Annotated in this window: 11 protein-coding genes; 5 read left to right on the forward strand and 6 right to left on the reverse strand. The window is 72.0% G+C overall.

All coding sequences use genetic code 11. The annotated features are described in order from the left end of the window. The 3 genes from QF032_RS05815 (at window position 1) to QF032_RS05825 (ending at window position 3,095) form a co-directional block, all read left to right on the forward strand. Window positions 1–978, forward strand: a complete 978-nt coding sequence (locus tag QF032_RS05815) for an alpha/beta hydrolase (RefSeq protein WP_307055201.1) — start codon at window positions 1–3, stop codon at window positions 976–978. A gap of 122 nt (window positions 979–1,100) precedes the next feature. After that, window positions 1,101–2,342, forward strand: a complete 1,242-nt coding sequence (locus QF032_RS05820; RefSeq protein WP_307040644.1) for a PucR family transcriptional regulator — start codon at window positions 1,101–1,103, stop codon at window positions 2,340–2,342. A gap of 111 nt (window positions 2,343–2,453) precedes the next feature. Then, window positions 2,454–3,095, forward strand: coding sequence for a cutinase family protein (locus QF032_RS05825; protein ID WP_307055203.1), 642 nt, complete (start codon window positions 2,454–2,456; stop codon window positions 3,093–3,095). 178 nt (window positions 3,096–3,273) lie between these two features. Here QF032_RS05825 and QF032_RS05830 read toward each other — a convergent pair whose 3' ends face one another. After that, window positions 3,274–4,995 (reverse strand): hypothetical protein, encoded by a 1,722-nt coding sequence (locus tag QF032_RS05830; RefSeq protein WP_373430463.1) that lies wholly within the window; start codon window positions 4,993–4,995, stop codon window positions 3,274–3,276. Window positions 4,996–5,256: 261 nt separating this feature from the next. Between QF032_RS05830 and QF032_RS05835 the strand changes: the two genes are divergently transcribed. Beyond that, complete coding sequence (locus tag QF032_RS05835; protein WP_057582602.1) at window positions 5,257–5,472, forward strand: DUF4177 domain-containing protein; 216 nt, start codon at window positions 5,257–5,259, stop codon at window positions 5,470–5,472. A 167-nt stretch (window positions 5,473–5,639) separates the two neighbouring features. Here QF032_RS05835 and QF032_RS05840 read toward each other — a convergent pair whose 3' ends face one another. The 3 genes from QF032_RS05840 to QF032_RS05850 all read right to left on the reverse strand — a co-directional run bounded on the left by QF032_RS05840 (window position 5,640) and on the right by QF032_RS05850 (window position 8,303). Then, the gene (locus QF032_RS05840) at window positions 5,640–7,145 is read right to left on the reverse strand and encodes a DEAD/DEAH box helicase (RefSeq protein WP_307040650.1); all 1,506 of its coding nucleotides are present in this window, start codon (window positions 7,143–7,145) and stop codon (window positions 5,640–5,642) included. A gap of 144 nt (window positions 7,146–7,289) precedes the next feature. Then, window positions 7,290–7,493, reverse strand: a complete 204-nt coding sequence (locus QF032_RS05845; RefSeq protein WP_020125862.1) for a cold-shock protein — start codon at window positions 7,491–7,493, stop codon at window positions 7,290–7,292. Between the two features lie 384 nt (window positions 7,494–7,877). Continuing rightward, window positions 7,878–8,303, reverse strand: a complete 426-nt coding sequence (locus QF032_RS05850) for a secondary thiamine-phosphate synthase enzyme YjbQ (protein WP_307040652.1) — start codon at window positions 8,301–8,303, stop codon at window positions 7,878–7,880. A gap of 97 nt (window positions 8,304–8,400) precedes the next feature. On the opposite strand from QF032_RS05850, the gene QF032_RS05855 reads away from it, so the two are divergent. Then, window positions 8,401–9,480: an NAD(P)-binding domain-containing protein gene (locus QF032_RS05855; RefSeq protein WP_307055207.1), complete on the forward strand. Its 1,080-nt coding sequence runs from the start codon at window positions 8,401–8,403 to the stop codon at window positions 9,478–9,480. 40 nt (window positions 9,481–9,520) lie between these two features. Here QF032_RS05855 and mltG read toward each other — a convergent pair whose 3' ends face one another. Together mltG and QF032_RS05865 are read right to left on the reverse strand one after the other, a co-directional pair. Further along, window positions 9,521–10,414 carry an endolytic transglycosylase MltG gene (mltG, locus tag QF032_RS05860; protein WP_307055209.1) on the reverse strand — a complete coding sequence of 298 codons (894 nt, stop codon included), beginning with the start codon at window positions 10,412–10,414 and terminating at the stop codon, window positions 9,521–9,523. A gap of 53 nt (window positions 10,415–10,467) precedes the next feature. Beyond that, entirely contained in the window at window positions 10,468–12,270 is a 1,803-nt protein-coding gene (locus tag QF032_RS05865; protein ID WP_307055211.1) for an ABC transporter ATP-binding protein, read from the reverse strand. Window positions 12,271–12,298 lie beyond the last annotated feature (28 nt).

A 12,298-nucleotide genomic window follows, 5' to 3' on the forward strand; every position in this document is an offset into this window, starting at 1 on the left:
ATGCCGCACCGCACCGCCGCAACGTCCCGACGCGCCGTCACCAAAGCCGCCGCGGCCACAGGGCTGGCCGCCCTGTTCGGTGCCCGCGCCACCACGACGGCCGGCGCCACCACGACAGACCGGGCCACGGCGACGGCCCGGACCGCGACCCGGCTGGGACCGCGCACCGTCGACGTCTCCGTCGCCTCCCCCGCGCTGGGCCGCCGCGCGCCGTTGCGGCTGATCCTGCCCACCGGCTTCGACGCCCGGCCCGAGCGGACCTACCCCGTGCTGTATCTGCTGCACGGCGCCCACGACGACCACACGTCCTGGACCCGGGAGACCGACATCGAGGCCTTCACCGAGGGCCGCGACCTGATCGTGGCCATGCCCGACGCCGGCCCCACCGGCATCCCGTCCGCGTGGCGCGGCGGCCCCGACTACGAGACCTTCCAGGTGCGGGAGGTCCCGGCGCTCCTCGCCCGCGACTACCGGGCCTCCGGGGTGCGGGCCGTCGCCGGGGTCTCCACCGGCGGCTACGGGGCGATGGCGCACGCCGCCCGGCACCCGGGCACGTTCGCCGCCGCGGCCTCCTACAGCGGCATCCTCGACACCACCGCCCCCGGGGTGCCGCCCCTCGTGGACGCCATCGTGGCCCGCGAGAACCTGCTCCCCCCGTCGCTGTGGGGCAACCCGATCCTCAACGCCCCGACCTGGCGCGACTTCAATCCGCGGGCCCGCGCGGCCGGACTGCGGGGCACTCCCCTGTACGTGTCGAGCGGCAGCGGGGTGGTCGGCGGCGCCGGCGACTGGCTGCCGGAGGCGCTGGAGAGCGCGCTGTGGCCCTCGGCGCACGGTTTCACCGGCGCGCTGGCGCTCCTCGGCGTCGCGGTCACCACCCACTTCTACACGGGAGGAGGACACAGCTGGACCTACTGGCGACGGGAGTTCACCGCCTCCTGGCCGATGCTCGCCCGTGCGCTGGGGGTGCCGGAATGATGTCGGTGCCGCCGGGGCACGGAACGGAGCGCAGGGGTCGCCCGTCCAACACAGGACGGCCCTCTCGTCCCACGGGCACCGGTGCGTGGGCGAGCCGTCTCCGGGTGAAAGGAGTGTCCGTCGTGGCTGTCCCCGCTCCGCGCGGCGAACCCGTCGGCCCCCGAACCGCTCCGGTTCCGCCGGACCTGGCCGAGCTGCTTCGCTCCGACCTCGAAGGCGTGGCCGACGAAGTGGAGGAAGAGGTCCGCAGACAGGTCCCCGAGTACGGGGGGCCCGCCGCCGCGGTCCAGGGCCGCCACATCAGGTCCGGCGTGGTCCAGGCGCTCACCCTGTTCGTCGACCACATCGCCGACCCGCGGGGCCAGGACGCCGCTATCGCCGCGACGTACTACGAACTCGGCCGCGGTGAAGCCCTCGAGGGACGCAGCCTCGACGCGCTGCAGTCGGCGTTGCGCGTGGGCGGCCTGCACGCCTGGCGGCGGCTGAGCCGCACGGCCGAGGAGGTCGGGCTGGACTCGACGGCCGTGGCCGCCCTCGGCGAACTGGCCTTCAGGACGGTGCACGAGGTCGCGGAGGCGGCCGCCGCCGGATACGCCGAAGCCCGGTCCCGCAGCGCCGACGAGCTGGAGCGGCGTCGCCGGCGCCTGCTCGACCTCCTGCTGGGCGAGGGGCCGGTGTCCCCTGAGGCGGTGCAGGAGCTGGCGCACGCCGCACGCTGGCGGGTGCCCTCGCAGGTCGCGGTCGTCGTGCTCGCGGCAAGCGCCGACCCCAACGCACAGGACCCGCCGCCGGCGACGCCCGGGGCGCTGGTGGACATGGGGTCACGGCCGCCGCGGGTGCTGGTCCCGGACCCGGAGGGCGCGGGCCGGTTCGGCGGCCGGGCGTTCGTCCTCGGTCTGCAGGGACGCCCGGCGGCGATCGGCCCGACGGTCCCGGTCGCCGAGGCCGCGCACTCGCTGCGCTGGGCCACCCGCGCGCTCGGGCTGATGGGCCGCGGGGTGCTGCCCCGGCAGGGCGTGGTGCGCTGCGCCGACCATCTGTCGACGCTGCTCCTGCACAGCGACGAACCGCTGCTCGGCCACCTCGCGGAGCGCACCCTCTCACCCCTGGACGCCGTCTCCGAGGGGCAGCGGGCCAGGCTTGCCGAGACGCTGCTGGCCTGGCTGCTGAGCGGCAGCAACGTGCCCGACGTGGCCGCCCGGCTGCACATCCACCCGCAGACGGTCCGCTACCGGCTGCGTCAACTGGAGAAGCTGTTCGGCGACGCCCTGCACGACCCCGGCGCCCGGCTGGACCTGATCCTCGCCCTGCGCTCCACGGCCGCACACGGCGACACAAGGCGGACACTAACTTCGGAACAATAAAACGCGGGATTTCTGAATTCCCGTCCATAACACCTGCCCGGGAAACGCGAATACCTTCGGGACTGTCCTTTTCCGTAGGCGCACAACGCGCCGCACCCCCAAAGGATCCCCATGCGTATTCGCCTGTGCCTCGCCGCGCTCTCCCTCGTCGGCGGGGTCGGACTGACCGCCCTCTCGGCACCCGCGGCATCCGCCGCCGCCTGCTCGGACATCGACGTCGTGGCAGCTCGCGGCACCTTCGAGCCGGGCACGCTCGGCCTGATCGTCGGCGACCCGGTGTATTCCGCCCTGCAGAGGAAACTGACGGGAAAGAAACTCTCCAGCTATGCGGTGAACTATCCCGCCGACCTTTCCCTGACGTCCGCCGCGCAGGGAAACGCCGATCTCGTGAACCACGTCAAGGCGCAGGCCGCAGCCTGTCCCGCCCAGCGTTTCCTGCTCGTCGGATATTCGCAGGGCGCGAACGTCGTCGACAACTCCCTCGGCATCAGCAGCGCCGGCGCGGTGGTGGGCAGCCCCATCGTGGCGACCCTCCCCGCGGCCGTCGAGCCGAAGGTCGCCGCGGTCCTGCTGTTCGGCAACCCGATCCGGGCGCTCGGCAAGAGCGTCACCGGCGTCTACCAGAGCCGCACCATCGACTTCTGCGCCGACGGCGACCCCATCTGCGAGAACGGCGGGGACGACGTGCTGGCGCACCTCGGCTACACCTCCGACGCCGGCGCGGCGGCCACGTTCGCCGCGAGCAGGGTCTGACACGCGGAACACGCGGAACACGCGAACACTCGGAACACTCGGAACACTCGGAATACTCGGAAAGACGCACTGACGGGCCCGGGAGGTTCTCCTCCCGGGCCCGTCGTGTGTGCGGGGGACGGTGGCTGCCACCGGGCTCGACCGGCCCCGGCGGCAGCCACCTGTACCCCGCCGCCCGTTATCGCGGAGCGCGGGCGAACGCGGCGAGGCCGGCGGACACCGGCTCGGGCCGGCCGTCGTTCTGCACCGGGGCCGCGGTCAGCACGTCGAGATGCTGGTAGCCGGCCGCCACCACGGGATGCAGGTCGGCCGGGATGCGGCCGGCGAGCAGTCCGTCGCCCGCGAGCACCGTGAGCGTCGGGTTGGCCGTCAGCCCGCCGGGATGGACGACGAGCCTCTTCACCTGAGGCGACGTGCCCAACTGGATGTCGGTGAGGAGCTTGGTGGGGAAGTACTGCTCGGTGAAGTCCAGCGGCTGCTCCGCCAGACTGCGGGCCAGTTCCCGGATGTCGGTGACCTCCTTGCCGGCCGTGGTGAACGGCGTGCCGTCGGCCGACCGGTACCCGGGGTCGTCGGCGTCACCGACGCGGTCGTAGTTCCGCCAGGTGTACAGCGGCCCGTGGGGTTGCCCGGGGATGGCCTTGTACTCGACGCCGAACAACTGCGTCGGCTGCGCACTGCCGTTGGCGGCGGGGAAGTCCTTGTCCACGACCGGCCCGCCGTCGAAGAAGCCCACACTGCTCTGCAGAAACGCCAGCGGTACGGACTGGTCGTCCATCAGCGCCCCGAGCACGGCGGCGTTGGTGAGCCGGAAGTCCTTCACCGCGGGTGAGCCGGTGAGGAAGGCCGCGGCGTCCTTCGAGAACAGGAACCGGTTGGTGGCCTCGATGTTGAGGCCGGAGGGCAGGTAGGCGGGCAGGTCCGCCTCGGCGTCCGGGTCGTGCACGGCTCCGAGGCCGGCGATGGCGAGCAAAGTCATGGTCTCCGGGTTGAGCAGGACCGGCGCGGACAGTGAGCGCGGGAGCGCCCCGGTGTCGAGCCCCGCCTGCACCGCCGCGTAGCCGAGCCCGATGTCCGGCAGGCCGGTGTCGTCGGGGATGCTGCCGCTCAGGTCGTCCAGGGAGGTGGAGACCGTCGTGTCCAGGGCGAAGTAGCCGGCGCACTGGTTCTGCCCGGCGTCCGCCGTGGTGGCGGGGTTGCCGTCGAAGTCGGCGGCGGCGAAGTACCCGGTGATCACGCCGCCCAGCGAGTGCCCGCCGCACAGCAGCCTGCTCCTGCGCAGGCCGGGATCGGGCAACTCGGCGACGAGCAGGTCGTACTGGTCCCGCACGGTCTGCTCGATGCCGAGCTTCGCCAGCCACCCGAGCCGGCCGTTGCCGGCGAACCCGTCGAAGGTGCGGCCGCCGACCGGCCGGCCGCGGTAGTAGTAGTCGACGGCCGCGTGCTGGTCGCCGGAGGCGATGCCGGTGCGGTCCTCCAGGCAGTTGGAGCGCCTGTCCAGCGCCCAGAACTCGATGTGCCGCCCTTGGGCCGCGGCCTTGGCGACGGTGCCGCGGGCGACGCTGTCGAAAGCTCCCGCGCCCTCCAGGATGCCCGGCTGGGCCACGAGGATCCGGTCGGCGTCGGCGGACGCGGCCGGCCCCTCCGCGGAGCGGTAGCGCAGATACGACAGCCAGTCGCACGCCGCCGGACGGCTGCCGAACGCCGACGGCAACGGCGCCTTCACCCGCACCACCGACTCGGTCACCCCGTCGGCCGGATGCGTCGACGCCACGGGCGTCTCGGTGCGCGTGCCGGCTCCCTGGGCGGTCGGGACGGCTCCGGTGAGGGCCCCGGCGGTCAGCAGCGCCGCCAGCGCGGCGCCGCGCCATGTCCTTCCTCTGCCGGAACTCGTCTTCACGGTCTTCAGCGACGTCATGGACGTCATGGGCTTCAGGGACGTCATGGACTTCATGGGCGGACCGTAGGACGGCGGGAAGCGCCCCGTCGGGGAGTGCTCACAACAACGCAGTGCTCCACGGCGTCCTTGTCACCGGCCCGCAGTCGCCGGCGTCACCCGGCCGAGGGAACGGCAGCCGCACCCCGCCGTGGCCGGTGACGCCGACCGGTGATTGGCTGGTCCCGTTCCGGCAGCCAGTCCATCCGCAGGAAGGCCCCCGCCATGAGCAACCCGCACGCACTCGAGTACAAGGTCGTCACCTTCCGGGAGTCGCTGATCGGCGACGCGCTGGACAGCGACAAGCTGGAGAAGGTGCTCAACAAGCACGCCGAGGACGGCTGGGCCCTGAAGGCGATCACCTCCGCCGACGTCAAGGGCCGCATCGGTCCCGGCGCGGTCGAGGGCCTGCTCCTCACCCTGGAGCGTCCGCGGCGCTGACGACCACGGACCGGCCCGTCGTGCCGCTGACGACCACGGACCGGCCCGTCGTGCCGCTGACGACCACGGACCGGCCCGTCGTGGTGCACGGCGGCCCGGCCGGCCTCTCGCTTAAGTCGAGAACCGGGGGCGGCCGGTCCGGGGCCGCCCGTGCCGGTCCGCGTGTCCTATGCGCCGCGGCGGATCCGGGCCGCCTTGCGCGCCTCGGCGATCTGGCGTGCCTCGGCGGACCGGCGGGAGTCGCCGCCGGCCCTCCCGGGCCGGGCGCCCATGCCGCGGAAGGGGGCCCCGCCCCGCTTCGGTCGCTCGGCGGCCGATCCGCTGCCGGGGAGCGGGACGCCGGAGGGAGCCTGGGCGCCGGTGATGCGGCTGAGCTCGGCCTCGCCCGAACGGACCTGCGTGACCTGCGGCCTGATGCCCGCGTCGGACAGGAGGCGGGCCATGTCCCGGCGCTGGTTGGGCAGCACCAGCGTGACCACGCTGCCCGACTCGCCGGCGCGGGCGGTGCGTCCGCCGCGGTGCAGATAGTCCTTGTGGTCGGCGGGCGGGTCCACGTTGACGACGAGGTCGAGATCGTCGATGTGGATGCCCCGGGCCGCGACGTTGGTGGCCACCAGCACCGTCACATGACCGGTCTTGAACTGGGCCAGGGTGCGGGTGCGCTGGGGCTGGGACTTGCCGCCGTGCAGTGCCGCGGCCTTCACGCCGCTGCCCAGCAGGTGCCTGGTGAACTGGTCCACCGCGTGCTTGGTGTCCAGGAACATGAGCACGCGTCCGTCGCGCGCGGCGATCTCGGTGGCGGCGGCGTACTTGTCGGCGCCGTGCACGTGCAGCACGTGGTGCTCCATCGTGGTGACCGCACCCGCCGAGGGGTCGACCGAGTGCACGACCGGGTCATGGAGGTACTGGCGGACCAGGAGGTCGATGTTGCGGTCCAGAGTGGCCGAGAACAGCATGCGCTGGCCGTCGGGGCGTACCTGGTCCAGAAGTTCGGTGACCTGGGGCATGAAGCCCATGTCGGCCATCTGGTCGGCCTCGTCGAGGACGGTGATCTTCACCCGGTCCAGACGGCAGTCCTTGCGCTCGACGAGGTCCGCGAGGCGGCCCGGCGTAGCGACGACGACCTCGGCCCCGGCGCGCAGCGCACCGGCCTGCCGGCCGATCGACATGCCGCCGACCACCGTGGCGAGCCGCAGCTTCAGCAACCGGGCGTACGGGGTGAGCGCGTCGGTGACCTGCTGGGCCAGTTCGCGCGTCGGGACGAGGACCAGGGCCAGCGGCTTGCGCGCCTCGGCACGCTGTCCCGCCGTGCGCACCAGAAGCGCCAGGCCGAAGGCGAGCGTCTTGCCGGACCCGGTCCGCCCGCGGCCCAGGACGTCGCGCCCCGCGAGGGAGTTGGGCAGGGTGGCGGCCTGGATGGGGAACGGCTCGTGCACACCGAGTTCGGTGAGCGTGCTCAGCAATTCGGCGGGCAGGTCCAGTTCGCCGAAGGTCGCGACGGCGGGAAGTGCCGGGGTGAGGGTGTCCGGCGGCGCGAACTCCCCCTGCTGCACGGCGGGACGACGTCCGCCGCCACCCGGAGCGGCGCCGGGGCGCCCGCGGCCCTGCGGCCGGAAACGGTCGTTCGTGCGAGCTGAACGGCTCACGGAGAACCTTCCTCGAGGGGCACGCATCGAGGAATTCCCGACAGGCTTGAGCCGGATGAATTGCAAGTACGAGCCGAATACAAGAATGACAGCATTCCAACGGAACGCAGAAAGCAGGAAGCTGGGGTCCCACCGAACGGTGGGACCCCAGCTATCGCGCGCGCTTCGGCATCAGGCGGGAGTGATGTTCTCCGCCTGCGGGCCCTTCTGGCCCTGCGTGACGTCGAAGTTCACCTTCTGGCCTTCCTGGAGCTCACGGAAGCCCTGGGTGGCGATGTTCGAGTAGTGGGCGAAGACGTCGGGGCCGCCGCCGTCCTGCTCGATGAAGCCGAAGCCCTTTTCCGAGTTGAACCACTTGACGGTGCCAGTAGCCATGTCACATCTCCTTCGGGGCAGTGCCCAGAGGTTCACACCGTGTGAACCTCTTGTGTTGCCACAAATGAACCCCGTCCGGATAAGCACCGGAGATACAAAAAACGCCCCACGGCTACGGCCGTAGAGGCACTTGAAGATTCGGGAACCACAACTGCAACTAGGTCCAGACTACCACGGCATGCACAGGCGCACTACCTTTCACCGCGCGTGCCGCGCGTGCCCCATGGGCCGCGGGGACTGCACGGACCGCAGAGACCGCGCGCATCACACGGGCCGCACGATTCGCAGCGGCCGCACTAACCCCCGGGCACTCCTTCGGCCGATCGGCTCGGGGCGCCACTCCGCCCGGGAGGCCGTCCGCGGCGGCTCGGTGAGCCAGGAAGCTCACCGACCCAGGAAGCTCAGACGCACCTGGCGGTCCGCGTTGTCACGGTTCGTGTCCACCAGGCACACGGACTGCCAGGTGCCGAGTTCCAGCCTCCCGTCCACGACCGGCAGGGTCGCATGGGGCGGGACCAGGGCCGGCAGCACGTGGTCGCGGCCGTGGCCGGGGCTTCCGTGCCGGTGTTGCCAACGGTCGTCGGCCGGCAGGAGTGTGTGCAGGGCGGTCAGCAGGTCGTCGTCGCTGCCGGCGCCCGTCTCCATGATCGCGACGCCGGCCGTGGCGTGCGGCACGAAGACGTTCAGGAGGCCGTCGCGACCGTCGGCCGCCTCACGCAGGAACTCCTCACAGTCACCGGTGAGGTCGACGACCCTCTCCCGGGAGCCGGAGGACACATGGAGGACTCGGGTGGTGAACGCGTCTGACATGCCCTCCATCCTGGCGCATGAGCCGGCCGCGCACGCACCTGACGGAGGCCGTCGGCGCTCGGGGAAGATCCACGCCCGTCGCGCCGTTGGTAGAAACGTGAACAACGTGCGTGAGGTCGAGGTGGTCGTCATCGGGGCGGGTCAGGCCGGTCTGGCCGGGGCCTACCACCTACGGCGCAGCGGTTTCGAGCCGGAGCGCGACTTCGTGGTGCTCGACCACGCCCCCGCGCCGGGCGGCGCGTGGCAGTTCCGGTGGCCGTCGCTGACCTACGGCAAGGTGCACGGGATGCACGCACTGCCCGGCATGGAGCTGACCGGCGCCGACCCGTCCCGGCCGTCCTCCGAGGTGGTCGCCGAGTACTTCGACGCCTATGAGCGCGCCTTCGGCCTGCGCGTGCGGCGGCCCGTCGACGTGCGGGCCGTACGGGACGGCGCCGACGGGCGGCTGCTGGTCGAGACCTCCGACGGCGCATGGTCCACGCGGGCGCTGATCAACGCGACCGGCACCTGGGACCGGCCGTTCTGGCCGCGCTATCCGGGTCAGGAGACCTTCCGCGGACGGCAGTTGCACACCGCTCGCTACCCGGGCCCCGAGCCGTTCGCCGGACGGCGGGTGGTCGTGGTGGGCGGCGGCGCGTCCGGCACGCAGCACCTCCTGGAGCTCGCGCCGTACGCGGCGGCCACCACGTGGGTGACGCGGCGGCCTCCGGTCTTCCGTGAGGGACCCTTCGACGAGGGCGCGGGCCGCGCCGCCGTCGCGCTCGTGGAGGAGCGGGTGCGGCAGGGGCTGCCGCCGAAGAGCGTGGTCTCGGTGACCGGGCTGCCGCTGAACGACGCGATCAGGCAGGGGCTGGCCGACGGGGTGCTGGACCGGCTGCCCATGTTCGACCGGATCACCCCGGACGGCGTGATCTGGGACGACGGCCGGCAGGTCGCCGCCGACGTGATCGTCTGGGCGACCGGCTTCCGCGCCGCCGTCGACCATCTCGCGCCGTTGCGGCTGCGGGAGCCGGGCGGCGGGATCCGCCTCGAGGGCACGCGCGCGGTCGCCGATCCACGCGTCCACCTCGTCGGCTACGGACCGTCGGCCAGCACCATCGGCGCCAACCGGGCCGGGCGCTCCGCCGTACGGGACATCCGGCGGCTGCTGGCGCGGGAGCCGGTCGCTGCTGCCTGACGGCCCGCCGGGCCGCCCGGCAGCAGCGGCTCCGATCAGCTCATCGCGCCGCCGCCGAAGTGCTCCTCGGAGTCTTCGCAGGGCTCATTTGCGGAGTCGCCCGAGGGCTCTGCCGGCGGTTGAACTCGGCGACGTTGCGCTGGTGCTCCACGAAGCTCGACGTGAAACGCGTGTCACCGGGCCTCACCGTGACGAAGTACAGCCAGTCGCCCGGCGTCGGACTGAGGGCGGCGCGCATCGCCTCCTCGCCGGGGTTGTCGATCGGGGTGGGCGGCAGACCCATGCGCTGGTAGGAGTTGTAGGGGCTCTCGATGCGGGTGTCGCTCTCGGTCGTCTTCAGGGTGGAGCGGTTCAGCGCGTAGTTGATGGTCGAGTCCATCTGCAACGGCATGCCGCGTTCGAGGCGGTTGTAGACGACCCGGGCCACCTTGCCCATGTCCGCCTTGGTGGCGGCCTCGGCCTGGACGAGGCTGGCGACGATGACCGCCTGATAGACGTTCAGGGCGTTGCGCTGGGCGCCGGCCGCGACGGGCGCTCCGCTGAACCTCTTGTTCGCGGTGGCGACCATGTACGTGAGCAGCGTCTGCGGCGTCGAGTTCTTGTCCAGGGGGTACGTCGCCGGGAAGAGATAGCCCTCGGGGTTGCCCGCGGCATCGTTCGGCAGCTTCAGACCGGCTCCCGGCAGCGCCTTTCTGGTGGTGCCAGGGGTCAGCGCGAGCGCCTTGTCCACGGCCTCGTAGACCTGGCTCGCCCGCCAGCCCTCGGGGACGACCAGGGTGGGCGGCGCCTCGGCCGCCTTCTCCTGCGGCGTCTCGACGCTCAGCAGCGGCACCGCCACGGCGGCGCCGGCCACGACGGCTCCGGTCGCGATGAGGACGAGACGGCCCCGGCGCGTCAGTCGAATCGTGCTCCGTGGCGGAGTGTTCATGTGCATGCGGGCACGGTAACCCCGATAACCTCACAAATCTGGCATAACCGGGCATATTTTCATCTTGTCGGCTCCAGTCGTGCGTCTCGGCGCACCAGGGCCGCGTACCGGCCGGCCAGCGCCAACAGCTCCTCGTGCGTGCCCCGTTCGGCCACCTGGCCCGAGTCGAGGACGACGATCTGGTCGGCGCCCCGAATGGTGGACAGGCGGTGGGCGATGGTGAGCGTGGTGCGGTTGGCCGAGAGCGCGTCGATGGCCTCCTGGACGGCGCGCTCCGTGCGGGTGTCCAGGGCGCTGGTCGCCTCGTCGAGGATCAGCACCGGCGGATCGCGCAGGATCGTGCGGGCGATCGCCAGGCGCTGCTTCTCGCCCCCGGAGAACCGGTGACCGCGTTCGCCGACGACCGTGTCGTAGCCGTCGGGCAGCGCCGAGATGTGGTCGTGGATCTGCGCCGCTCGCGCCGCCGCGTACAGCTCCTCGTCGGTGGCGTCCGGCTTCGCGAAGCGCAGGTTGTCGCCGACCGTCGCGTGGAAGAGGTACGTCTCCTGCGAGACGACGCCGACCGCGCGGGCGAGCGTGTCGAAGTCGAGGTCGCGCACGTCGACGCCGTCGAGGGTGACCCGGCCCCCGGTCACGTCGTACAGACGCGGCACCAGATAGCCGAGCGTCGACTTGCCGGCGCCGGTCGGACCCACGACGGCGAGGCTGCCGCCGGCCGGGACGGTGACGTCGACGCCGTCGAGGACGGGCTCGCCCTTGTCGTCGTACCGGAAGGTGACGTCCTCGAAGCGGAGTTCGCCCTTGACGTGGTCGAGGCGGACCGGTTCCTCGCGCTCGGTGATGTCTATGGGCAGGTCGAGGTATTCGAAGATGCGCTGGAAGAGCGCCAGGGAGGTCTGGATCTGCACGCCGGTCGACAGCAGGCTGACGGCGGGCCGGAACAGGCCCTGCTGGAGCGAGACGAAGGCGACGATGGTGCCCAGCGACACGTCGGGGCCGCCGACCTGGAGCGTCATGCCCGCCGTCCAGTAGATGACGGCCGGCATGGCGGACATGACGATCCCGATCACGGCCATGCGCCAGCGGCCGGCCATGTTCGACCGCACCTCGAGGTCGACGAGCTGCTCCGACTCCGCCGCGAAGGACCGGGTGAGGGAGTCGGCGCGGCCCATGGTGCGGCCCAGCAGGATGCCGCTGACCGACAGCGACTCGGTGACCGTGGCGGCCATCGCGGCCATCTGCTTCTGCCGCTGGGTGGTGATCTTCTTGCGTTCGTTGCCGACGCGGCGGCTGATCCACACGAAGACGGGCAGCAGGACCAGGGAGACGACCGTCAGCCGCCAGTCGAGCGCGACCATCGCGATGATCGTGGCGACCACGCTGGTGAAGTTGGATACCAGGGACGTGGCGGTGGAGGTGACGGTGGCCTGCATGCCGCCGATGTCGTTGGCGATGCGGGACTGCACCTCGCCGGTACGCGTACGCGTGAAGAAGGCGAGGGACATGCGCTGCAGACGCCCGTAGACGGCGGTGCGCAGATCGTGCATGACGCGCTGGCCCACGGTCGTGGAGATCAGCGTCTGCAGGACGCCGAAGACTCCGCTGAGGAGGGCGCTGAAGATCATGCCGAGGGCGAGCAGACTGAGCAGGCCGGTGCGCCCCTGGGGGATGGCGACGTCGAGCGTCTCCTTCAGCAGGAACGGGGTGGCCACGGCGACCAGCGACGAGGCGGCGACCAGGAGGCCGACCACCGCGAGGCGGGCGCGGTAGGGCTTGAAGAGTCTGAGGATGCGGCGCACCTGCCGGGGCTGGTCGGGCGCGGCGCCGGGCGAGGGGGTCCAGTCGATGTGGTCGCGGGGCATGGCTCCTACGGAGGGTGAGACGGTGAGA

This window comes from Streptomyces achromogenes (assembly GCF_030816715.1).
GTDB lineage: Bacteria > Actinomycetota > Actinomycetes > Streptomycetales > Streptomycetaceae > Streptomyces > Streptomyces achromogenes_A.

Excerpts from the sequence above, each read along its gene's own strand:
- QF032_RS05815 (WP_307055201.1), top strand. The coding sequence starts at position 1 with ATGCCGCACCGCACCGCCGCAACGTCCCGACGCGCCGTCACCAAAGCC.
- QF032_RS05825 (WP_307055203.1), top strand. The coding sequence starts at position 2,454 with ATGCGTATTCGCCTGTGCCTCGCCGCGCTCTCCCTCGTCGGCGGGGTC.
- QF032_RS05835 (WP_057582602.1), top strand. The coding sequence starts at position 5,257 with ATGAGCAACCCGCACGCACTCGAGTACAAGGTCGTCACCTTCCGGGAG.
- QF032_RS05840 (WP_307040650.1), bottom strand. The coding sequence starts at position 7,145 with ATGCGTGCCCCTCGAGGAAGGTTCTCCGTGAGCCGTTCAGCTCGCACG.
- QF032_RS05845 (WP_020125862.1), bottom strand. The coding sequence starts at position 7,493 with ATGGCTACTGGCACCGTCAAGTGGTTCAACTCGGAAAAGGGCTTCGGC.
- QF032_RS05850 (WP_307040652.1), bottom strand. The coding sequence starts at position 8,303 with ATGTCAGACGCGTTCACCACCCGAGTCCTCCATGTGTCCTCCGGCTCC.
- mltG (WP_307055209.1), bottom strand. The coding sequence starts at position 10,414 with ATGCACATGAACACTCCGCCACGGAGCACGATTCGACTGACGCGCCGG.
- QF032_RS05865 (WP_307055211.1), bottom strand. The coding sequence starts at position 12,270 with ATGCCCCGCGACCACATCGACTGGACCCCCTCGCCCGGCGCCGCGCCC.